Consider the following 20,589-nt stretch of genomic DNA (forward strand, 5'->3'; position numbering starts at 1 on the left):
CGTGCCACCTGCGACGACTGATTGTCCAATGGTCAGCCCAGTTTTGCGGAACAGATCCGCTAACCTGCCCGCTATTAACAAGGAGGCGGCATGAACTCGAGTATTCTGGAAGCGCAGTTGGAAAGGTTGAACGGCCTGTGGCACCAAACCATCCCCATTGCGGCCCAGATGGGGATCCATGCGGTGTCATTTGATGGTACAACCCTGATGACCCGGGCAGACCTCAACGCCAATCGCAATCTCCATGGCACCATGTTCGCTGGCAGCATCTACAGCCTTGCCACGCTGACCGGCTGGGGTCGGGTCTGGCTCGCACTTCAGGAACAGGGGCTCAGTGGTGAGATTGTTCTGGCGGAGGGACAGATCCGCTACCGCAAGCCGATTGCGGAGGAACCCGAGTGTCGATGCGAAGCTGATCGGCTCGACCTCAACCCTTTGATACGGGGACAAAACGCCCGAATCCCTCTGACCGTGACCCTGGGCTCCGCCGCCCGCTTCGAGGGCGTCTATGTGGTGCTGCCCAGCCAGAGTGAGCGCTGATACTCAGGTTAAATCAAAAAAAGAACCGGCCATTTGGCCGGTTCTTTTCTGCGTGGTGATCTTTATTCGTTCAGGGCCGCTTTGAATCGGCGAAGCACGGATTTCACTTTGCGGGCGTTGTCCGGCCCCATACGGATCATCAGTTTCTGAGCGTCGCTCAGATCCTCAATGGCCGGGTCGGCAAACTGGTAATTCACGCTGTGGCTGAGCAGCTCCAGCGGCATGTCGTATTCCGGTGCAGCCAGCAGTTCATCAATGCTGTCCACAACCGCAGTACGGAACTGTCCGGCACCATAACCCAGCTCCTGGAAAGCGCTCTCCAGCAAAGGTTCGGTCAGCAGGAAGTGGTCGCGCAGTTTGGTTTCATCCAGGTTATAGAGGAACTCGGCATACTGGTCGAAACGGCGGTAGCCTTCCGGGTCCAGGTAGAACTTGCCATTCATCTCCAGCGCTTTGAAGTTTTCGCTCAGCGGCGTAAACGGTCCCTGCTGGCGCATCACTTCACCGCCAGCCAGGTTGTCGACAAAGACCACAAAGCGTCGGATCAGATTGTTGTCTTCCAGGGAGGCGCCCAACTGCATACCGTCACTGATGGCGTTGATCTGCTCCTTGGCAAAATCGTCACTGTCATTGAGCGGCGGCAGAGGCTCCGGTTCCGGCATGGGGGTCGGTTCCGGCTGCGGCGGCAGCTCCGGCTCGGGCTCCGGCACAGGTTCCGGTACCGGCTCCGCAGGCAGAGGCTGTTCAGGCAGCGTGGGCTCAGGTGCAGGGAGGGCGGGGACAGGCTCCGTCGGCTCTGGGGCCTGGCTGTCGCGCATAAAGAGATACCAGGCACCACCACAGGCCAGGATCACCAGGATCACCAGCACCATGGCCATCTGGTTTGCACCGGTGCGTTTCGAGTCGTCATCTTGATACATCGTAAGATCCTATCTCCCTGATTGTTGATACCATTTTGAACAAAACCGGCAGGCTGTCCAGTGACATCCTCAGGCCTGACTGTAAATTTCTCGTCCGCCGAGCCAGCGATCGATAATGGCGGGTACCCGGGAAGGGTAGCGGTCCATCAGGTGCTGAGCCAGTCGTTGCACCTGAGGGATCAGTTCCGCATCGCGTACCAGGTCAGCAATCTTAAGTTCAGCCAATCCGGTCTGGCGGGTACCCAATACTTCACCGGGGCCACGGATCTCCAGGTCCCTTTGAGCGATCACAAAGCCGTCATTGCTCTCTCTGAGCACACCCAGTCGGGCCTGGGCGGTTTTGGAGAGTGGCGGGTGGTAAAGCAGGACACAGTGGCTGGCGACCGCGCCCCGGCCCACCCGTCCCCGCAACTGGTGTAGCTGGGCCAGACCGAGACGCTCCGGGTTTTCGATGATCATCAGGCTGGAGTTGGGCACATCCACCCCCACCTCAATCACCGTAGTCGCGACCAGCAGATGAAGTTCATTGGCCTTAAAGGCGTTCATCACCTGCTGCTTCTCATCCGCCTTCATGCGGCCATGCACCAGCCCCACTTTCAGCTCCGGCAGACGCTCCGCCAGATCAGCGGCGGTGTCTTCGGCGGCCTGACACTGCAGCACTTCGGATTCTTCAATCAGGGTGCAGACCCAGTAAGCCTGACGGCCTGCAGCACAAGCTTGTCGAACCCGCTCAATCACCTCGTCCCGACGTCCGTCTGGGATCACCACTGTGGTGACCGGCGTGCGTCCCGGGGGCAGCTCATCGATCACCGAAACGTCCAGATCCGCGTAGGCGGTCATCGCCAGCGTTCGGGGGATTGGCGTGGCGGTCATAATGAGCTGATGGGGGTAACACCCATCCTTCAGCCCCTTTTCCCGCAACGTCAGGCGTTGGTGCACACCAAATCGATGTTGTTCATCGACGATAACCAGTGCCAGATGGTGAAATGCGACCTGGCTCTGGAAGATGGCGTGGGTACCCACCACCATCCTGGCCTCGCCGCTGGCGATCTGACTCAGAGTGCTTTCCCTTGCTTTCCCCTTGAGCTTGCCCGCCAACCAGGCGACCGGAAGGCCCAGCGGTTCAAACCATTGGGCAAAAGCGGTGGCGTGCTGTTCCGCCAATAACTCCGTCGGCGCCATCAGGGCCACCTGGTAGCCTTGCGAAATGGCGTGCAGGGCGGCCAGGGCGGCCACCAGGGTCTTACCGGAACCCACATCCCCCTGTACCAGACGCATCATCGGTTCGGAGCGGGTAAGGTCAGCCCCAATCTCTGTCACCACCCGCTGTTGTGCGCCAGTGGGTCGAAAGGGCAGCGCTGACAGAAAACGATCGACCAGGGCCGGGTCCGACTGTAGAGGCAGGGCCCGGTGGGCGCCGGAATCCGCACGCAGCTTCAACATGGAGAGGTTCTGCGCCAGCAGCTCCTCCAGCACCAGGCGTTGCTGGGCCGGATGCTGGCCCGCTTCGAGTTGGGTCAGGCTGGCATCCGGTGGTGGCCGGTGGATAAAGTGCAGGGCGTCAGAGAGGGCCAGCTGGTGTGGGTACAGCCCCTCCGGCAGCAGCTCCGGCAGAGGGTGGTGGTGAAGCAGAGAGAGCGCTTCATCGGTCAGCTTACGCAGGCTGGCTTGCTTGAGCCCTTCGGTAGTGGGGTAGACCGGGGTCAGCGTCTCTTCCAGTAAGGGGTGAGTGTGCTCGCCCAGCACATGGTACTCCGGATGCACCATCTCAATGCTGCGCATCCCCGCCCGGGCTTCACCAAAGGCGCGCACCCGCGCACCGGTGACAAAGCTCTCTTTCTGAGCCAGAGCAAAATTGAAAAAGTGGAGGCTGACGGTACCGCTGCCGTCGGCGAGCTTAACCGTCATGCGGCGACGACGGCCGTAGCTGACATTGGCTGAAAGCACTTCGCCTTCGATGGTGGCGTGTTGGCCCGGGTTCAGAGCCGCAATGGGCCAGACCCGGGTGCGATCTTCGTAACGAAGAGGAAGGTGAAGCAGCAGGTCGCCGACGCTGCGAACCCCAAGGCGGAGCAGTTTCTCCGCCAGTTTGTCCCCCACGCCTTTCAGCGTGGTGATGGGCAGGGTATTGAGTTTGTCCACCGAAGCCGGTGTGGAAGTGGTCACGGGCGGCGATCCGAAAATACTGTAAATATGATCAGATAATAGCAGCCCGCGCCTGTGGGATCAGCCCCTTAGAGTTCCACTTCCCAGAGCACTTTGTTGCCCTTCAGCAGAGCCACCCGCTCGCCAAACCGCTGCTCCAGCACGTGACGTTTGATCTTGAGGGTGGGGGTCAGCACCTCGTTCTCCACATCCCAGGGCTCATCGACAACCAGAACGCCGCCGAGAGTCGCGTGGCTCTCCATCTGGCCGGAGACCAGTTCCGCAGTGTCCGCCAACGCCTGGCGAACCTGGTCGCGAGGCATCAGGCTGGCGCCTTCGGAGAGCTGCACCAGAGCCACCGGATAGGGCAGGCCGGAGCCAATCACGCACACCAGTTCGATGTGATTGTTCTGAGCCAGCTTGCGCTCCAGCGGTACCGGAGCCACGAATTTGCCTTTGGCGGTCTTGAAGTTGTCCTTCACCCGACCGGTGATGGTGACAAACTGCTCATCATCGATGGTGGCCTGATCGCCGGTGCGGAAGAAGCCATCCTCGGTAAAGGATTCAGCCGTGGCTTCCGGATTCTTGTAGTACTCGCGGAACAGACCGGGACTCTTGAACAGCAGCTCGTTGTTGTCGCCGATCTTCACCTCACACTCACTGCCCGGTTTGCCGACGGTGCCGATCTTGTCGGGACGGAAGGGGAAGTTCAGTGTGGCGTACGCGCCGTTTTCAGTCATGCCCCAGGCTTCGGTGATGTCCATGCCGATCTTGCGATACCAGTGCAGCAGCGCCGGAGAGACCGGAGCGGAGCCACAACCCAGCACCTTGGCGGAGTTCAGACCCAGCTGGATGCGGATCTTACGGGCCACCAGGCTGCCGATCAGGGGCAGCTTCAGCAGCAGGTTGAGCTTGGATTCGCCGACTTTGTCGATGATGTTCTTCTGGAACAGGGTCCAGAGTCGCGGAACCGACAGGAAGAAGGTGGGCTGGGCCACTTTGACGTCATCGACAAAGGTATCCAGCGCTTCCACAAAGTAGACGGTGCCGCCGCTGTAGAAGGCGGTGCCTTCGATGTACACGCGCTCGGTAATGTGGGCCAGGGGCAGGTAGGAGATCACCCGGTCCTGTGCGGTGGCGCCCAGGTGGTTGGCTACGGCGGTTCCGGCCCAGCCGTAGGCCCGGTAGGTGACGACCGCACCCTTGGGGTTACCGGTACTGCCGGAGGTGTAGATGATGGTCATTACATCGTCCAGCTCCGGACGGGCATCGTCCAGCGGGTCGCTCATCTCCAGCAGTTGATGCCAGTGGTACTGCACCGGCAGGCTGGGGTAGCTCATATCGAAGCGCAGCAGATCCTGACTGATGGCGTCGGCCTGCAGTTCGGGGTTATCCAGTTTGCCGATAAAGATCGCTTTGGCTTCGGAGTGCTGAAGTACGTAGCGGATGGTGTCGGCATTGGCGGTGGGGTAGATGGGGATGCTGATGAAGCCCCCGGCCTGCAACGCCAGGTCGGTGATAAACCATTGGGCGCAGTTTTTCGACAGGATGGCGACCTTATCGCCCCGCTTCAGACCCAGTTGACGCAGCGCTCCCGCCAGTCGGTAGGCGGCTTCGCGGGTTTGGGCCCAGGTCAGGTCATGAAGTTGGCGCTCGCGGGGTTGGCGTAGAAACACGGTTTCGCCCTGAACCGAGCACCAGTGATCCAACATCTGAAGAGGGGTTTGTAAGGTCATACTGGCATCCTTTGCTGATTGGCTTGCTATCGTCTGTTGTTATTGGCCGGGTCCCGGCTCAGCTTATGCCCTTAAGTATGGCGACAGACGATGGAAATGGCGTAGCAAAAACGGGTCTAACCAGTGGATAAACTAACGGTTTATTTACAAACTTGGTAGCGAAAAGGCGGGAAAGGGCGGAAAAGAAAACGGCTCCGAGGAGCCGTTTTGTCGTGCTTCAGTCGTCCAGGTGTTCCCAGGCGGATTTGTTCATCTGCACCTTTTGCCACCAATCCTCGGAGGCCTGGATCTGCCCCTCGTCATCGATCTGGGGGTAGGGCAGGCCCTTCTGGCGACAGATCTTGGCGAAGATCGGATGGCCACCCTCAAACAGCAGACGCTGGCATTCCGCCTCAGCCAGACGGCGCTGGCCATACATGCCGGCAGCCTGACGTTGACGCTGGGCTTCGTACAGCAGCAGCGCGGTTGCGACCGACACATTGAGAGACTGAACCATGCCCACCATCGGGACAATGACATCCTGGTCCGCCAGTGCCAGCGCTTCCGCAGTGATGCCGGTTTTCTCCTGACCCATCAGAATGGCCGTGGGCTTGGTGTAATCGACCTCCCGGAAGTCGACGGCCTTATCGGAGAGGTGGGTGGCGATGATCTGCATCCCCTGCTCACGCATCCCGGCGATCGCATCCTGGATCGAACGGTGCGTGTTCACCTTCACCCACTGCTGGCTGCCGGTGGCGGTGCCGCCGCGAAGGCGCATGGAGTTACCGGGCCAGACGGCGTGCACTTCGTGGATGCCGATGGCGTCGGCGGTGCGGACCATTGCAGAGAGGTTATGGGTTTTGTGCACCTGTTCCATGCAGATGGTCAGGTCCGGCTGACGCATGTCCAGCATGGCGTTGATGCGGGCGAGACGTTCTGGGCTCATGGGGATACCTTTGGTTGGAAAACGAGGGCCAGTGGCCCTCGAATAAGATAGCGTGTTGTGGCGGCGATCAGTTGCGGGAGCGGGCCGCTTTGAGGACTTCGGGCATCACCCGGATCTTACGCAGCACATTGGCCAGGTGGACCCGGTCCTGAACCGTGAGGGTCAGGTTGATCACATAGATACGGCCATCCTTCTCATCGGTGTTGAGGTTGTGGATGTTGGCATCCGCACCCGCGATGATGGAGGTCAGTTTGGCCAGAGCGCCCTGGTGGTTGACGATCTCAATGCGCAGTCCGGTTACGTATTCGGCGCCGGGCTCGTCGGTCCATTCAACCGGCAGGAATTTCTCTGCCTCCTGCTCCAGATTGCGACGAATGTTACGGCAGCTGTCGATGTGCACCACCAGTCCTTTACCCGGACTGACGTGGGCAACCACATCGTCGCCTGGGATGGGGCGGCAGCACTTGGCAAAGGAGACCAGCATCCCCTCGGCGCCCTTGATGGCAAGTTTGCCGTCTGGGTTGGTGGGCTGAGTCGCCCCGTCACCGCGGAGTCGCTGCGCCACCACCAGGCTCATTACGTCACCCAGGCCAATGGCGGCCAGCACATCATCCAGACTGTTGTAGCGGGACTCGCTGATCATCTGGTCAATCTGGGCTTCGGGGATGTCGGACAGGTTGAGCTCGCCCAGAGCATGATTCAGAAGCCGTTTACCCAGCGCGATCGATTCGGTCTGCTCCAGGTTCTTCAGCACCTGACGGATTTTGGTGCGGGCTTTGGCGGTCACCACAAAGTTCAGCCAGGCCGCATTGGGGCGTGCGCCCGGTGCGGTGATGATCTCGACGGTTTGTCCGGATGCGAGGGGCATGCTCAGCGGGTAGGCCTGACGGTTAACCCGGGCGCCGACACAGCTGTTGCCGATGTCAGTGTGTACCGCAAAGGCAAAGTCCACTGCGGTGGCGCCCAACGGCAGTTCCAGAATCTTCCCGGTGGGCGTGAACACGTAGATCTCGTCTGGGAAGAGATCGGACTTAACGCTCTCGATAAATTCGAAGGAGTTGCCAGCGCTCTGCTGCAGCTCCAGCAGGCTCTGCATCCACTTACGGGCACGCACCTGAGTGGTGGTGGCCTCAAGCTCGCCGTTGTTTTTGTAAAGCCAGTGGGCTGCCACGCCCTTGTCTGCCATCTGATCCATATCTTCAGTACGGATCTGCACCTCAACCGGCACCCCGTGGGGGCCAAACAGTGAGGTGTGCAGGCTTTGATAACCGTTCGCCTTGGGGATGGCGATGTAATCTTTGAAGCGGTTTGGACGCGGCTTATAGAGGGTGTGCATCGCGCCAAGCACCCGGTAGCAGGTGTCGATGTTGGCCACGGTGATCCGGAAGGCGTAGATGTCCATCACCTCCTGGAACTGAAGCTCCTTGTTCACCATCTTGTTGTAGATGGAGAACAGGTTCTTCTCACGCCCCTGAACGGTGCCCTCAATGCCACTCTCCTCAAGACGTCCGGCTATCTCGGCTTCGATGCTCTGCATCAGTTCCTTACGGTTGCCCCGGGCGGCGTGAACCACCTCTTTCAGCACCCGATAGCGCATCGGGTAGAGGGCGCGGAAGCCAAGATCCTCCAGCTCGTTCTTGATGTTATGGATACCAAGACGGTTGGCCAGGGGAGCGAAGATCTCGAGGGTTTCCCGGGCGATGCGGCGGCGCTTGTCCGGACGCAGCGACCCAAGGGTGCGCATGTTGTGGGTGCGATCGGCCAGCTTGATCAGGATGACGCGGATGTCCTGCACCATCGCCATCACCATCTTGCGGAAGTTCTCCGCCTGGGCCTCTTTGCGATCGCGGAATTTGAGCTTGTCGAGCTTGGAGACGCCCTCCACCAGCTCAGCCACCTGACTGCCGAACAGCTCCGCCAGGTCTTCCTGGGTCAGTTCGGTGTCTTCGATGACGTCGTGGAGGAGAGCGGCCATCAGCGTCTCATGATCAAGACGCATCTCGGCCAGGATGCGGGAAACCGCAACCGGGTGGGTAATGTAGGGGTCGCCGCTGGATCGAGTCTGCCCATCGTGAGCGTCACGGGCAGTGATATAAGCTTGGGTAAGCTGTTCTACCTGCTCGGGTTCCAAGTAGCTGGCAGCCAGTTCCTTTAGGCCTTCAAACAGGTACAACGGCGACCTCCGGAATTACAGGGAGCGACCTTCGGCGATGGCAGCAACAGCAGCCAGTTCGGCGGCTTCCTGCTCACGCTGGGCCTGACGCTCCTGCTCATCCAGGGCGGCAGAGTTGATCAAACCCTGCTCGATTTCGCGCAGTGCCACTACGGTCGATTTATCGTTTTCCACCTCTACCAGCGCCTCTTTGCCCTGAACGGACAGTTGGCGAGCGCGACGTGCCGCCACCAGGATCAGGTCAAAACGGTTGCCGATCTTATCTACGGCGTCTTCTACAGTAACCCGTGCCATTACGAGGAGCTCCTGATTAAGTTGGAAAAAAATGACGCAAAATTGTACATGATGTCGGCTTAGTCTGCCAACAGATCATCTAGCATACCACCGTGTGCCTCAACCTGCCTAGCAAGGCGGGTTCGCTCAGCCTTGACGATGGCACGTAACTCACTCAGAGCGGTATCGAAATCTTCGTTCACCAACAGGTAATCAAACTCACCATAGTGAGAGATTTCGCTCTGGGCTTCCGCCATCCGACCGGCGATCACCTCGTCGCTGTCCTGGCCACGGCTGCGCAGACGACGCTCAAGTTCCGCCCGGGAGGGGGGCAGAATAAAGATACCGATGGCATCGGGGATCAGGGTTTTGACCTGACGGGCGCCCTGCCAGTCGATGTCCAGAAACACATCGATGCCCTTTTCCAGAGTCTGCTCAATGGTGATGCGAGAGGTGCCGTAGTAGTTACCAAACACTTCGGCCCACTCGAAGAAGGCACCCTGGTCAATCAGGTCCTTAAACGCTTCGGGGGTGACGAAGTGATAGTGGACGCCGTTCTCCTCTCCGGGACGCATGGCGCGAGTGGTGTGGGACACAGACACCTGCATATCAGCCGACTTGCCTTGCAGCAGCGCGCTGATAAGGGAGGATTTCCCTGCGCCGCTGGGGGCAGAGAGGATAAAAAGGTTACCACGACGTGCCATGGTGTTCGGGATCCTGACGCTTGGGGCTGGCGTACAGTGTAGCGCCTGCCGAAGTTAGGTCGGGGCGCTGCCCCAACGGTGAAAATTGAGGCGCGAAATGTTAACACGCCCGCCGCGGCGGGCCAAGAAGCGCGCGATGATCCATCGGTCACACTCTGATAATCGCACACTTAGATTGGGGTGATAGGTTCTATTCGCTTTTGTGGTTATGTGGGGCTGGCTATTCTGTGCCGGAGCAATGAACTTCCCTAATTTGAGGCACAGACAATGAGCACCAACCTGATTGGACTGGATAAAGTGGGCGCGGAAAGCCTGGCAGATCAACTGAACCAACTCCTGGCCAACTACCAGGTTCTCTATATGAATGTGCGCGGCTTCCACTGGAACGTGCAGGGCGCCAACTTTTTTGAGCTGCACGCCAAGTTTGAGGAGATCTACGATCAGCTGCTGCTGAAGGTGGATGAGATCGCTGAGCGTATCCTGACTCTGGGTCATCAGCCCCGCCACGCTTTCTCCGATTACCTGAAGATGAGCCAGATCGACGAGGTTAAGGGCGTGCGCGACGGCCATGTCGCCATCGAAAGCATTCTGAGTGCCTACAAGTTGCTGTTGAGCCAGCAGCGCCGCATTCTGGCCCAGGCCAGTGAACTGGGCGATGAAGGTACCGTTTCCCTGATGAGCGATTACATCAGCCAGCAGGAGAAAGAGTCCTGGATGCTGGCGGCGTACCAGGGTCGTGGCGCCTGAGCCTGCCCGGTCCCTCAGGGATTCAGGTAGTCCCGCAGATAGCGACATCCAGTCTGAACGTCGATGGGCACCGGCACGGTGAGGTGTCGGGCGCCCGTCAGCGGCAGACCGGAAGGCAGTGGGGCAATTGCATTCTGCCAGCGGTCCAACAGATGAAACTGGCTGAACGCTTCCTGTTGCTGAGAATGCAATGCGGGGGAGAGTTCTGCTGGATCAATGGCCCGGCACTGCCATTCGGCACCCGGGGTCAGCCACGCCAGATGGGTGGGCGATAGCCGCTCGGCCAACTGCCCCGGATAGAGCGTTTCCACCCCGACCCGCCATTGCGCCTCGCCGATTCGTCGGCCGGGGCGCTCCGGCGAGCCCACCATGCCGGGTAGCCAGGGATGGCTGCGCAGATGATGGGGACGAAGGTAAAAGTGGTCCTGCAGACAGTACGCCTCACCCTGGAGGAACAGAAACTTATCCTCCGCCAACAGTTGCCAACCCTCTTCCATCAAGCCCAGCACCAGTTGGGTTTTTCCCACCTGTTTTGCCCCGAACAGCATCAGAGTACGCGGGCCCTGACCGAGTACCGCACCGTGCATCAGGGCGCCACCTTGACGGGCCATCAGTATCCTGATGGCCCACAGCAGTCCAAAGTGCAGCCGTCCGTAATGGGGCGCACGCACCAGAAGGCGAAAGCCGTCGCTGATCGGCTGAATCACAAGCCGTTTTTGGGTTTGCCCCAGCCAGTGCGCGCCAAGTTGATCGAATTGCCACTGGGGCTTGAGGCGCGGCCGGTAACCCGGGGTATCCAGGGTGCCCAGTTCAATACGCCAGGGGGCCGTTGAACGCTCTGCGCGGAATCGGCCAAAGCGCTCAAGAAGCGGGGTAAGAAGGGGCTGTGGCAGCACGCCCTCAATACGGATCAGGTCGTACAGGTTGAGCGTCACGTTGTTCATGCGCTGGCCCCCGAGGCGCGGTGAGCCTGCCACCAGAACAGGGGGGCCACCAGTGCCATCAGCGCCATCTGAACGCCAAGCTGTTGCCACAGTGCCCACTGCGACGGCAAAGGCAGGGAATGCAGCGCCCACCACAGCAACAGCGTCAGAGCGAAAGGCAGCAGCAGTGTCAGCGCCTGAGCCCGGTAGGGTGAGCGATCCAGCTGCTGACAGAGAAAATGCATCAACGCCAGGGCCAATCCGGCGTAACCCAGGCTGAATCCGATGGCGACGGTTTCCAGCTTAGGCCACCACATCAATGCCAGTGCCGTCACTCCCATCACCACCGGCACCAGCATCCAGGCGTGCTTCGCCGCCTGAGCCTGCCAGCGATGAGCAACGATCAACCCGCGAGCCGGATAACCCAGCGCCAGAAAGAAACTGCCAAGAGCCAGCAGCTGAGCCGAGTGCTGGGCCGGGCCATATTCCGGCAAACCATAGTGGATCAGCCCGGGCAGCAGCAGTACCGCTGGCAGAATCAGCAGCGGCATCAGCCAGGCGGTGCGGTGCATGGGACGCCAGTAGTGGCGGGCCAGACGCTGTCCGCTGGCTTCGTAGCCCGTCTCCTGCATCAGCTTGGGCTCACTCACCTCCCGGGCGGCGCCCGGCAGGTTCATAAGCGGACCGAGCAGCATGGTGCCCAGGGTGTAGTAACCCAGGGCCTCAAGTCCCAGCAGCCAGGCCACCAACAGTTTATCCAGCAGGCGCAGGCTCAGGCTGACCAACTCCAGCATCAGGATGGGGAAGCCCAGCCGCACCTGGTGCAGGAACTGCTGCCACTCCCAGGGCTGCCGCTGTCTGGGGCTGCCCTCCCGGGCAGACCAGTAGAGCAGCGCCAGACAGATCGGCAATGCCAGGAAGGCGCCCAGTATCCCCAGAGTCAGGATCAGGCCCAGAGTCAGGGCGAACTGAAGACCGTAGCGCAGTGCCGTAATGCGGGCCAGGGTGCCGAACCGTTCTTCGCTTTTCAGTTCCGCCATGCGGTGATCAAAGGCCCACACCAACACCACTGAGATGGCGGCACATACCAGACCAAAGCGGGTGACGCTGTCCTCGGTGCCGAAGGTGGCATAACCGAGAATCATCAGGGCCAGCACCAGATTCAGGATCAGGGAGCCCCAGTACACGCTGTTCTTCAACGCGTCGATCTGCTCGGTCTCTCCCTGCCCCTTTAAGCGGGGCACCTGGTAGCGGAGGCTGGAGCGCGCCCCCAGATGCAGGTAGGTGCTGTAGGTGGGAAACAGGTTCAGCAGGGCAAACAGGCCGAGGGCTTCCGGCCCAAGCAGCTTGGGTCGCAAAAAGGCGGTGATCAGCCCCAAACCGTGGCGGAGACCACGGCTGGCGGCGAGCTGAGCCACAGACTTGCGGCTCATGGCAGCACCACCGTGATGGCGGGGCCCAGCCCCTGATGATTGAGAGCGGCCAGGCGAATCTCCTGGCTGGTTGCCGGTATTTGCAGTGGGCCAGCCCGGACCTCCTGAGGTTCACCGTCCAGCCAGATCCGATAACGGTTGGCCCCCGGCACTTCAGGCCACTCGAGCCAGCGTGCCCCCTCCCGAACCACCACCGTAGCGGCGGGGGCCTGCTGCGGAGTCTGAGTGGTCAGATCCAGCACCCTGAACGCCTCATAGGGGATGCGTCGCAGCGTGCGCTTATGCAGCGCCCCGTCCCAGTGGGCGGTGCCCTCATACTCGGCGTAAAGCTTGGGATGGCCGCTGCCGTCGATCAGGATCATCCCGTACTGCTGCAGTGCCCGGGCGATGACGCGTTCAACCGGGGTCAGTTGCCAGCGGTCGAAGTCGGCCTCCCCCAGAGTGGGATCCAACTGCAGCCGCGCGCCCATCGGCAGATAGTGAGGTTCAAAGGCTTTGCCGTCACTCTTTGTGGCCGGGTGGATGTGCATCGGGTTGGGGTAGTTGATCCCCAGCGCAATGGCGTGGTCGATCCGGCCCTGCTGAATCTCCCAGGGACGCACCAACCCAATCAGGTAGGGTACGCCAGCGCCGCGACTGATAAAGCCGCGGGGCGGTACGCCGCTCCATCGGGTGTTGTAGCGATAGCCGTTGACCGCAACCCAGCTGCCATCCGGCAAAGGACGCGCCTGCCAGAACCCCCATTCATCCCCGGTGACCGGATCCCACAGTACGATCTGGCTGTCGCTGCCTTTGGCTGCCCGGGCGCCAACGGGCAGCGGGGCCAATACGGTAGTGCGCTTCAGCAGGCGCAGATCCTGACCCTGGTTGCTCACCTCGGAAAACACCCCGGAGAGGAGCACCGGTTTCATCGGCGTGCTGGCGTCGATTTCGTACACCGGCATCGTGTACTGGTTGGGGTCGATGCCGAAGACGCCGGACATCTGGCTCAGATAGAAAGCGGAGTTGGGGTCTGTTTTGGGAGTCTCGCCAATCTTCAGGTTCCAGGGGCTGTCCGGGTGGTAGGGCCGCTCCCCGGCGCTCAGGGTCGCGGCGGACAGTGCCAATATCAGGCCGCAGAGCCAACGCATCATCGGGCCTCCCGGGCACAGGCGATCAGGGCGTTTGCCTCGGCGCTGGAGATGGGCGTCTGGGCAAAGTAATCGATGGGGTGCAGGTAGCTCATCAGGTATTGGCGTAAGCGTTTGGGCGTAAACGCAGAATAGTGACAGCGTCCCAGCACCTGCAGGGGTTTGTCCAGCAGCATCGCTTCCAGTCCCACCGTCGAGTTGATGGTCACCACTGCCCGGGCATGGGGCAGCAACTGTGGCATCGGAGCCTGAGTCAGCAGCCAGCCGCGGGCCAGACTCTCCGATCTCAGCCATTCGAGAATGCGCGTGTCCGGTTCGGCCGGGTGCGGTTTGATGCAGAGCGTCAGCCCCTGGGCTTCGGCGTGCTTCGCCGCCAGCATCAGGGCCTCACGGTTATCCACGTCACTGTTGAACAGCAATTGGCTGTCGCTGCTCACCTGCATGGGGTAGAGCAGAAAGGGCACTGAGGGGATCAGGTTGCCTGCCAGCGCGGGCTGGCGGCGGGCTCGCCACTTGCGTTGAGCGCGACGCCACAGTGGCTCGTCGGCGCTCAGCCCCCCCAACAGATAGCCCAGTTGGTCTTGCCACCAGTCCGGATTGACCCGACGGACCTGAGCGCTTTGCGGCGGTTGCTGGGCGCGACTCAGATAGGCCTCCCGCCAACTCTGAAATGCCGCCTCCGGATCCGGCAGGTGATCCAGTTGTTCCGGCTCACGGGCCAGCCGGGAGCGGGCGTTCACCCCTTCGGGATCCGCAAACAGTCGACCGGGGAAATTGCCCAGCTCCAGGTAGAGTATCCGATTGCCGTGGCAGCGGGCGTAGGCTGTGATGGTGCGCTCCACGGTGCGGCAACCGTTCCACACCAGCAGAAGAGTGTCGGAAGTGGCGTGTTCAGACAGGGCCTGCCAGGTGGCATCCTGCAAGCGACGCCAGTGTCCGGGGTGGCGCCAGCCCAGCGCCGCTTCCAGCCCAGGCTCCGGTTTGGGGTCGAGGGTAGCCTCGGGTGCCCCACGGCGCAGCCAATGGCAGGGAATGCCCGCTTCACGGGCTTTACGAAGCAGCGACAGGCGGCTGGTCAGCAGCTGCCAACGGCTGTCTGGCAGGGCCTGCTGCAAACGAACAAAGAAGTGGAAACGCTCAAGGCAGTCAACGTGTGCCAGGATCGGGGTCATAGCGGCGACTCCAGTGCAGCCCGGTAGGCCGAAAGCGTCTGGCTCAACTGCTGTTCCGGGCTGAAGCGCTCGCGCAGTCGCACTTGAGCGGCGTGCCCCAGGCGCTCAGCCTTGCCGGGATCCGCCAACAGGTCGCGGACGGCGGCGGCAAGTGCCATCGCGTCGGTGGGCATCAGCAGGGCGTGTTCGTCATGCTGAAACAGCTCCGGGATGCCGCCAACGGCGGTGGCCACCATCGGTTTGGCCAGGGCGGCGCCCTCAAGCAGCACCAGAGGGGTGCCTTCGGTGTCGGAGCTGAGCATCAGAAGGTCGGAGGCGGCCATCAGAGCCTGGGTTTCGCCATAGGGCAGGGCGCCGGTCATCACCACCGGCAGTGCCTGCGTCTGCACCGTTTCGGCCAGTTGCGCGCGCAGATGGCCATCCCCCACTACGATGCCCTGGACCTGTGGAAGCTGACTGACCGCATCCAGGTAGCGATCAACCCGCTTGGCGGCTTCCAGTCGTGCCACCGTTAGCAGCCAGGGGCGGTTGGGATCCAATCCGTAGCGCTGCGCCAGCTCTGCCCGGCTTACCGCCATCGTGGGTGTTGGCGCCATGGCATTGGGGATCAGATGGATCCGATTCGACTCAACGCCTTCGGCCAGCAGCGCCTGCCGGATCGCATCAGACACCACAATCAGGGGGCCATCAGGCCGCAATGCATTTGCCAGCCAGGGATAAAGTTGCGCACGCCAATGCTGCCGGTACTCCAGCGCATACCAGGAGTTGAGGGTCGATACATGGGCGATGCCGCAGCGGCGGCTGGTCCAATGGGCCCAGAACTGGCTCTGGATGTTGTGACTGTCGATCAGCTCGATCCCCTGCGCTCGGCAGAAACGGCAGAGTCGGCCAAGCAGACGTGGATCGGCCTTATGTCGACCCAGCCCCACCACCGGCAGCCCCTGGGCGCGGGCTTCCCGGTAGACCGGGCTATCGGTCAGCGCACCCAATACCGCGTGCTGATCCGGATACCGGGCCAGCAGGCCCAGTACCCGGCTGCTGGCTCCGCCAAACTGGGCGGAGAGATCCAGCAGCAACACCTTGGGAACGTGAGACATCAGGGACGCCGCACCAGTCGGAAACCGGTGAAGAAGGCACGGGTCTCCGGCAGGTCATACTGTCGACGCTGACAGCTCTGGAATCGGCCGCCGGTATCCCATCCGCCTCCTCGCTCAACCCGGTGGGTGTCGGCGCCGAGGAAGTGGTACTCATGGTCGCCGGTAAACAGCGGATTGAAGCGGCTGTGGGACTGATAACCCGCCTTGTCGTAGACATCCAGTGCCCACTCCCAGACGTGGCTGTTCAGCCCTGACAGGCCGATGGCGTTTGCGGGCAGCTCGGTCACCGGCATATGGATCGCTTCTCCGGTTTGCACCTTGGCCGGGTTGGAGGGCAGTTCCGTGGCCGCTTCAGCAATGGCAGGAGTTCCAAATGTTACGCTTTGGCCGCCGTTGCGACAGGCGTACTCAAACTCCGCTTCGGTGGGCAGGCGGAACTCGTAGTCGCTTTGGGCGTTGAGCTTGCAGGTGAAGCGCTGCGCATCAAACCAGGAAACCTGTTCGACCGCGTAATCCCCACCCAATTGGTAACGGGAGGGATTGGCGGGCATCAGGCTTTGCCACTGGTCTTGCGTCAGTTCGGTCTGAGCCATCCAGAAACCGTCAACACACACCTCCTGGGCGGGCATCTCATCCCGGGCACAGGACTGAGAGCCGCTGTCGCAGCCCTGGATGTAGCAGCCACCCTCTACCCAGACAAAGGGGATACCGGTGGTGGGCTCCCGCCAGATCTCACCGGGCTGGCCCGGTTGCGGATTGGGCGCCGGGCGGGTGAGATCCTGGGTTTTGACCAGGCTGTAGCGCTCGGTATCCCACTGCCAGAGAGCGGCTTCTCCCGCGCCGTTCAGCAGATGGCCGTTGGGGTTGAAGTTCAGGCGGTGGATGGTGCCCTCGGTGTCCATCTGGTGCAGACGCCGACCGCTGGCGGTGTCCCAGATGGTCAGTTGTTCATGACTCCAGGCCGCAGCCAGGCGCTGACCGTCCGGGCTGAACGCCAGAGCGGTAATGCCGTGTTGGGATGGGGCGGTCAAGGCACGGCGTTCGCCGGACTCAACGTCGAGCACCACCAACTGACCATTGCCTCCGGCCATTGCCAGGAAGCGATCATTACTGGAGTACGCCATGTCGTTGATGCGGCCATCAAGCAGCTTCATCTCGCTGACCTTGCTGCGGGTGGCCAGGTTCCACAGGCTCAGGTAGCCACCAATATCCCCCAGAGCCAAACGTCGACCATTGTGGTTCACGGCCAGGGCGCTCAGGGGCAGATCCCCCTCGGTATCGAGCTTGTGCTCGCGGGCATCGGTCAGTTCCCACAGGGCGGCAGAGCGATCATGACTGGCGCTGAACAGCCACTTACCATCCTGGCTGAAGGTTACAGCGACGACGGTATCTTCGTGTCCGTATCGCGTGTTGAGCAGGGTTCCGGTGGCCAGATCCCACAGTCGCACGGTGCCATCCAGGTGACCGCTGGCGGCCAGACGACCGTTGGGGGAGATCGCCGAGGCCATCACCGAACTCTCCATGGCATCGGTGCTGTATTGGGGACACCCTTCCGCCACTTGCCAGAGGGCCAGGCGACCGTTGGGGTCGGTGGTCAGGGCATGTGTACCATCCGGCGTAAAGCTGGTTGCGGGTGCGGTGGCCGGATGTTGGCCATCCTCCCCCAGTGCGTAAAGCGCCGCCAGGGTGATCTCCACCCGACGGTTGGCGGCTTTTCCGGAGGCACTCTGGTTGCTCTGGACAGGCTGGGTTTCACCAAAATAGCGGGTATCCAGGCGGATGTGCTGATTGGGCAGCAGGGCAGTTATCGCCTGAGCGACCGCTTCGGCCCGCCGCTGGGACAGGGCCATGTTGTACTCCTCCGCCCCGGCACTGTCGGTGTGGCCGCTGATGGCGATGCCCATCTGACCATCCAGCATCGGTGCCAGCTGTTCCGCCAGGGACGCCAAGCGCTGCCGGTCGGCGTCGGAGAGCATTGCGCCGTCGGTGGGGAAGAAGAGGCTCAGCGTGATCTGTTGACGCTGCCCTGAGATCAGGGCTTCGGTGGCGTCGTGCCATTGTGAGGGCTGCAGCGCGGCCTGAGCGACGCCGGTCAGCATCATGCTGGCGGCAAGCAGGCTCAACCTGGGCCATTGACGGGTCCTGGTCACTGATCGTTCTCCTTAGGGTTGTGCGCGGGCCCTTTGTCGGGCTCCCACTTTGGTGCGGCCCGGCCCCCTATCAGGTCCAGCCAGCCGAGCAGCATACCGATGTTTCCTAACACAAAATACGCTCCTCGTTCCGCCAGGCGGGCAAGGGCGTTGGGTTTAAGCCAACGGTGAAGGGCCGTCAGCAGATATCCGGATATCTGGGCCACCAGCAACGCCAGTGCCAGCCTGGAGTCGGGGGCCTCAAAGGCACTGCCCAGCAGCAGCCCAATCAAGGCGACCGGCAGCAGTCGTCGCCCAATCTTGTTGATCCAGAGCCCGACCGCCACCTGACCATAACGCCATGGGTTGAGCAGGGCCCGGTGGTGCCTCAGGCCATTCAGACTGGCGCCAGCGATGCGCCGCCGTCTGGGTATCTCCTGCGAGAGCCGGTGAACTGGCAGGGGAACCCGGGCGATGGCGTCGGGCGCAAACACAAAGCGTTTGCCCTGGGCGATCACTGAGAGGGCGGCGTAGAGATCGTCGGTGACCGCATCGGGGATCGGGCGAAAGCTCGTCCGACGAACAGCATAGAGTTTACCGTCGTTGCTGGTCAGGCTGCCCCGGGCACTCTCTCCGGCCTTGATACGACTGTCCCAGCTGATGTACTGAGCCTGCGCCTGGGCCAAGGCATCGCCCCGTTGGATCTGGCGCTGGCCACAGACACCGCCGATGGCGGCATCGGACAGAGGGCGGATCAGCGCCTTCAGCGCATCCGGCTCCAGCAGCGCGTCCGCATCGGTAAACACCAATACTTCGCCGGTTGCCCGGGAGGCCAGATCATTGACCCCGGCGATCTTACCCAGGTGCTGTGCCGCCTCAACCACCTCAACCCCCGGAAAATGGCGGGCGATGGCGGCGGTGTCATCACTGGAACCGTCGCTGTAAATCAGGAGTTGTGGCGTGGGTCCGGGATAGGACAACGCCAGAGTATTGGTCAGCTTTGACGCCATCAGTTGGGCGCCGTTACGCACCACGATAAGGATGGAGAGGCTGGGCCATGGTGCGGGATCGCTCCATGGATTCGCATCGGTACGGACTTGTCGGGCACACCATAGGGGATAACCGAACAGGACCAGCGTCAGCAGGGCGAGGCAGCCGAGGATCAGCATCATGACGAACGCTCCGCATCTCGGCGCAGCAGTGCCGCCACCGGCAGGATCAGCAGCCAGTATTTATGGTGGGTGTCGCTGAAGATGGTCAGGTATGCCAGCAGCGTAATAAACATGATGCGGTAGCTGGCGACCAGATCCGCCTGTTCCCATTGCTGGCGGGCCTGCCACAGTCGCTCCGAGGTGCGCAGGTCCTGATAGCCCCGGTACTGGATGGCGAGGAACAGCATAAAGCCCAGTAAGCCGGAGCCCACCAGCACCTCAACATAGCTGTTGTGGGCAAACCGTCGGTCACTCTTGCCCTTGCGGCTGAAGGTTTTGGCCTCTTCCGAACGCACATAGCGCTCCGGGAAGGTACCCGGCCCATGCCCCAGCAGCGGAGCCTCTTTGAAGCTGTCCCAGCCCACCACAAGGTAGGAGCTGCGTCGGCTCAGGGATTTATCGCCGCTGTCGGTGATGCTGAGCTGACGCTCCCAAAAGCTCTGGGGCAGGGTCATCACTGTGGCCGATACGCCCAATGCCATAATGGCGATAAGCAGACCGAGCAGGCGGATCTTAAACCGATGGCGATAGTGCCACACCAATTGCGCCGTACAGACGCCAAGCATCAGCACCGCGCCACGGGAGTAAGTGGCCGCCAGTGCCAGCAGGGTCAGGGCGATAAGCGAACCGTAAAGGAGCTTGTCCCGCCAGGCGGGACGATACAGCAGCCGGTGAACCAGCAGAGGCAGGCCGAACAACAGCATCAGCCCCATATTGTTGGGGTCCCGGGTTCCCCCCAGGCCACGGGTAATATCGCCCTTCTCTGCCGCCAGTCCTTCCAGCCCCAGGAAGCTGCCCATTACCGCCAACAGGGCGCCAATACCGATGCTGATAATCAGCACATTGGGCAGATGCCGATAGAGCTCCTCGGGACGCAACAGAAACAGGGGCAGAGCGATAAACACGACGCCGGCAAACCACAGCAGGGTGTCCTTGAAAGCCACATCCGGGTAGGGGCTGAAAGCCAGTGCAATCAGATTAACCGCCATAAACAGGGCCATCAGTGGCCAAAAGCTGGCTCGGGCGTCGGAGAGCGGCCGACGTCGAAGCAGCAGGTCCACCGCCAGGATCAGAATCAGCAGCGCCGCCAACAACCAGGCGATGTCGATCCGGTCGCCCAGCACCTTACGGTATGCCCCGAAGGGGATGGTGGCCACCATGGCCAGAAAACCCCAGTGGGGGGCACGCGCCACCAGCAGCGCCATAAGCAGGGCAAAGGGCGGCACCCAGGCCGCCCAGTAATAGGGCGTCACCAGCATGACCAGGGAGAGGCTAAGCAGCCCTGTCAGCAGAATGGTGATGGCCAGATTATTGCCCGCTCTGAACATGGC

At 61.5% G+C, this 20,589-nt stretch carries 17 protein-coding genes; 2 read left to right on the forward strand and 15 right to left on the reverse strand.

What is annotated here, in order from left to right; translation table 11 throughout:
- Positions 1–90 precede the first annotated feature (90 nt).
- The gene (locus tag KUV52_RS04955) at positions 91–540 is read left to right on the forward strand and encodes a YiiD C-terminal domain-containing protein (RefSeq protein WP_222524833.1); all 450 of its coding nucleotides are present in this window, start codon (positions 91–93) and stop codon (positions 538–540) included.
- Positions 541–602: 62 nt separating this feature from the next.
- On the opposite strand, the gene KUV52_RS04960 is transcribed toward KUV52_RS04955, so the two are convergent.
- The 7 genes from KUV52_RS04960 to gmk form a co-directional block, all read right to left on the reverse strand.
- Positions 603–1,460, reverse strand: coding sequence for a DUF3014 domain-containing protein (locus tag KUV52_RS04960; RefSeq protein WP_222524834.1), 858 nt, complete (start codon positions 1,458–1,460; stop codon positions 603–605).
- A gap of 69 nt (positions 1,461–1,529) precedes the next feature.
- A complete protein-coding gene (gene recG, locus KUV52_RS04965) occupies positions 1,530–3,602 on the reverse strand; it encodes an ATP-dependent DNA helicase RecG (protein ID WP_222524904.1) in 2,073 nt (690 codons plus the stop codon).
- Positions 3,603–3,694: 92 nt separating this feature from the next.
- Positions 3,695–5,341 carry an AMP-binding protein gene (locus KUV52_RS04970; protein WP_222524835.1) on the reverse strand — a complete coding sequence of 549 codons (1,647 nt, stop codon included), beginning with the start codon at positions 5,339–5,341 and terminating at the stop codon, positions 3,695–3,697.
- 217 nt (positions 5,342–5,558) lie between these two features.
- Positions 5,559–6,266 (reverse strand): tRNA (guanosine(18)-2'-O)-methyltransferase TrmH, encoded by a 708-nt coding sequence (gene trmH / locus KUV52_RS04975; protein WP_222524836.1) that lies wholly within the window; start codon positions 6,264–6,266, stop codon positions 5,559–5,561.
- A gap of 67 nt (positions 6,267–6,333) precedes the next feature.
- Positions 6,334–8,439 carry a bifunctional GTP diphosphokinase/guanosine-3',5'-bis pyrophosphate 3'-pyrophosphohydrolase gene (gene spoT / locus KUV52_RS04980; protein WP_222524837.1) on the reverse strand — a complete coding sequence of 702 codons (2,106 nt, stop codon included), beginning with the start codon at positions 8,437–8,439 and terminating at the stop codon, positions 6,334–6,336.
- Between the two features lie 15 nt (positions 8,440–8,454).
- Positions 8,455–8,733: a DNA-directed RNA polymerase subunit omega gene (gene rpoZ / locus KUV52_RS04985; RefSeq protein ID WP_222524838.1), complete on the reverse strand. Its 279-nt coding sequence runs from the start codon at positions 8,731–8,733 to the stop codon at positions 8,455–8,457.
- 59 nt (positions 8,734–8,792) lie between these two features.
- On the reverse strand, positions 8,793–9,416 hold the full coding sequence (gene gmk, locus KUV52_RS04990) for a guanylate kinase (RefSeq protein WP_222524839.1): 624 nt from the start codon (positions 9,414–9,416) through the stop codon (positions 8,793–8,795).
- A 267-nt stretch (positions 9,417–9,683) separates the two neighbouring features.
- Between gmk and KUV52_RS04995 the strand changes: the two genes are divergently transcribed.
- The gene (locus KUV52_RS04995; RefSeq protein WP_222524840.1) at positions 9,684–10,163 is read left to right on the forward strand and encodes a Dps family protein; all 480 of its coding nucleotides are present in this window, start codon (positions 9,684–9,686) and stop codon (positions 10,161–10,163) included.
- Positions 10,164–10,177: 14 nt separating this feature from the next.
- On the opposite strand, the gene KUV52_RS05000 is transcribed toward KUV52_RS04995, so the two are convergent.
- Genes KUV52_RS05000 through KUV52_RS05035 form a run of 8 tightly spaced genes read right to left on the reverse strand, consistent with a single transcriptional unit; the run spans position 10,178 to position 20,586 of the window.
- Complete coding sequence (locus KUV52_RS05000) at positions 10,178–11,107, reverse strand: hypothetical protein (RefSeq protein ID WP_222524841.1); 930 nt, start codon at positions 11,105–11,107, stop codon at positions 10,178–10,180.
- Positions 11,104–12,519 (reverse strand): lipopolysaccharide biosynthesis protein, encoded by a 1,416-nt coding sequence (locus KUV52_RS05005; protein ID WP_222524842.1) that lies wholly within the window; start codon positions 12,517–12,519, stop codon positions 11,104–11,106. The genes KUV52_RS05000 and KUV52_RS05005 overlap by 4 nt, the downstream gene beginning before the upstream one ends.
- Positions 12,516–13,652 (reverse strand): hypothetical protein, encoded by a 1,137-nt coding sequence (locus tag KUV52_RS05010; protein ID WP_222524843.1) that lies wholly within the window; start codon positions 13,650–13,652, stop codon positions 12,516–12,518. Before KUV52_RS05010 ends, KUV52_RS05005 begins: the two co-directional genes overlap by 4 nt.
- A complete protein-coding gene (locus tag KUV52_RS05015; RefSeq protein ID WP_222524844.1) occupies positions 13,649–14,821 on the reverse strand; it encodes a hypothetical protein in 1,173 nt (390 codons plus the stop codon). The genes KUV52_RS05010 and KUV52_RS05015 overlap by 4 nt, the downstream gene beginning before the upstream one ends.
- Entirely contained in the window at positions 14,818–15,918 is a 1,101-nt protein-coding gene (locus KUV52_RS05020) for a glycosyltransferase family 4 protein (RefSeq protein ID WP_222524845.1), read from the reverse strand. Before KUV52_RS05020 ends, KUV52_RS05015 begins: the two co-directional genes overlap by 4 nt.
- Positions 15,918–18,068 (reverse strand): SUMF1/EgtB/PvdO family nonheme iron enzyme, encoded by a 2,151-nt coding sequence (locus tag KUV52_RS05025; protein ID WP_222524846.1) that lies wholly within the window; start codon positions 18,066–18,068, stop codon positions 15,918–15,920. The genes KUV52_RS05020 and KUV52_RS05025 overlap by 1 nt, the downstream gene beginning before the upstream one ends.
- Positions 18,065–19,219, reverse strand: a complete 1,155-nt coding sequence (locus KUV52_RS05030) for a glycosyltransferase (protein ID WP_222524847.1) — start codon at positions 19,217–19,219, stop codon at positions 18,065–18,067. Before KUV52_RS05030 ends, KUV52_RS05025 begins: the two co-directional genes overlap by 4 nt.
- Positions 19,216–20,586 carry an O-antigen ligase family protein gene (locus tag KUV52_RS05035; RefSeq protein WP_222524848.1) on the reverse strand — a complete coding sequence of 457 codons (1,371 nt, stop codon included), beginning with the start codon at positions 20,584–20,586 and terminating at the stop codon, positions 19,216–19,218. Before KUV52_RS05035 ends, KUV52_RS05030 begins: the two co-directional genes overlap by 4 nt.
- Positions 20,587–20,589: the final 3 nt, after the last annotated feature.

This window comes from Ferrimonas balearica, from assembly GCF_019802055.1.
GTDB lineage: Bacteria > Pseudomonadota > Gammaproteobacteria > Enterobacterales > Shewanellaceae > Ferrimonas > Ferrimonas balearica_A.

Excerpts from the sequence above, each read along its gene's own strand:
- KUV52_RS05000 (WP_222524841.1), bottom strand. The coding sequence starts at position 11,107 with ATGAACAACGTGACGCTCAACCTGTACGACCTGATCCGTATTGAGGGC.
- KUV52_RS04955 (WP_222524833.1), top strand. The coding sequence starts at position 91 with ATGAACTCGAGTATTCTGGAAGCGCAGTTGGAAAGGTTGAACGGCCTG.
- KUV52_RS05020 (WP_222524845.1), bottom strand. The coding sequence starts at position 15,918 with ATGTCTCACGTTCCCAAGGTGTTGCTGCTGGATCTCTCCGCCCAGTTT.
- KUV52_RS04995 (WP_222524840.1), top strand. The coding sequence starts at position 9,684 with ATGAGCACCAACCTGATTGGACTGGATAAAGTGGGCGCGGAAAGCCTG.
- KUV52_RS05005 (WP_222524842.1), bottom strand. The coding sequence starts at position 12,519 with ATGAGCCGCAAGTCTGTGGCTCAGCTCGCCGCCAGCCGTGGTCTCCGC.
- rpoZ (WP_222524838.1), bottom strand. The coding sequence starts at position 8,733 with ATGGCACGGGTTACTGTAGAAGACGCCGTAGATAAGATCGGCAACCGT.
- KUV52_RS05010 (WP_222524843.1), bottom strand. The coding sequence starts at position 13,652 with ATGATGCGTTGGCTCTGCGGCCTGATATTGGCACTGTCCGCCGCGACC.
- KUV52_RS04970 (WP_222524835.1), bottom strand. The coding sequence starts at position 5,341 with ATGACCTTACAAACCCCTCTTCAGATGTTGGATCACTGGTGCTCGGTT.
- KUV52_RS04960 (WP_222524834.1), bottom strand. The coding sequence starts at position 1,460 with ATGTATCAAGATGACGACTCGAAACGCACCGGTGCAAACCAGATGGCC.
- KUV52_RS05035 (WP_222524848.1), bottom strand. The coding sequence starts at position 20,586 with ATGTTCAGAGCGGGCAATAATCTGGCCATCACCATTCTGCTGACAGGG.
- gmk (WP_222524839.1), bottom strand. The coding sequence starts at position 9,416 with ATGGCACGTCGTGGTAACCTTTTTATCCTCTCTGCCCCCAGCGGCGCA.
- trmH (WP_222524836.1), bottom strand. The coding sequence starts at position 6,266 with ATGAGCCCAGAACGTCTCGCCCGCATCAACGCCATGCTGGACATGCGT.
- KUV52_RS05015 (WP_222524844.1), bottom strand. The coding sequence starts at position 14,821 with ATGACCCCGATCCTGGCACACGTTGACTGCCTTGAGCGTTTCCACTTC.
- KUV52_RS05030 (WP_222524847.1), bottom strand. The coding sequence starts at position 19,219 with ATGATGCTGATCCTCGGCTGCCTCGCCCTGCTGACGCTGGTCCTGTTC.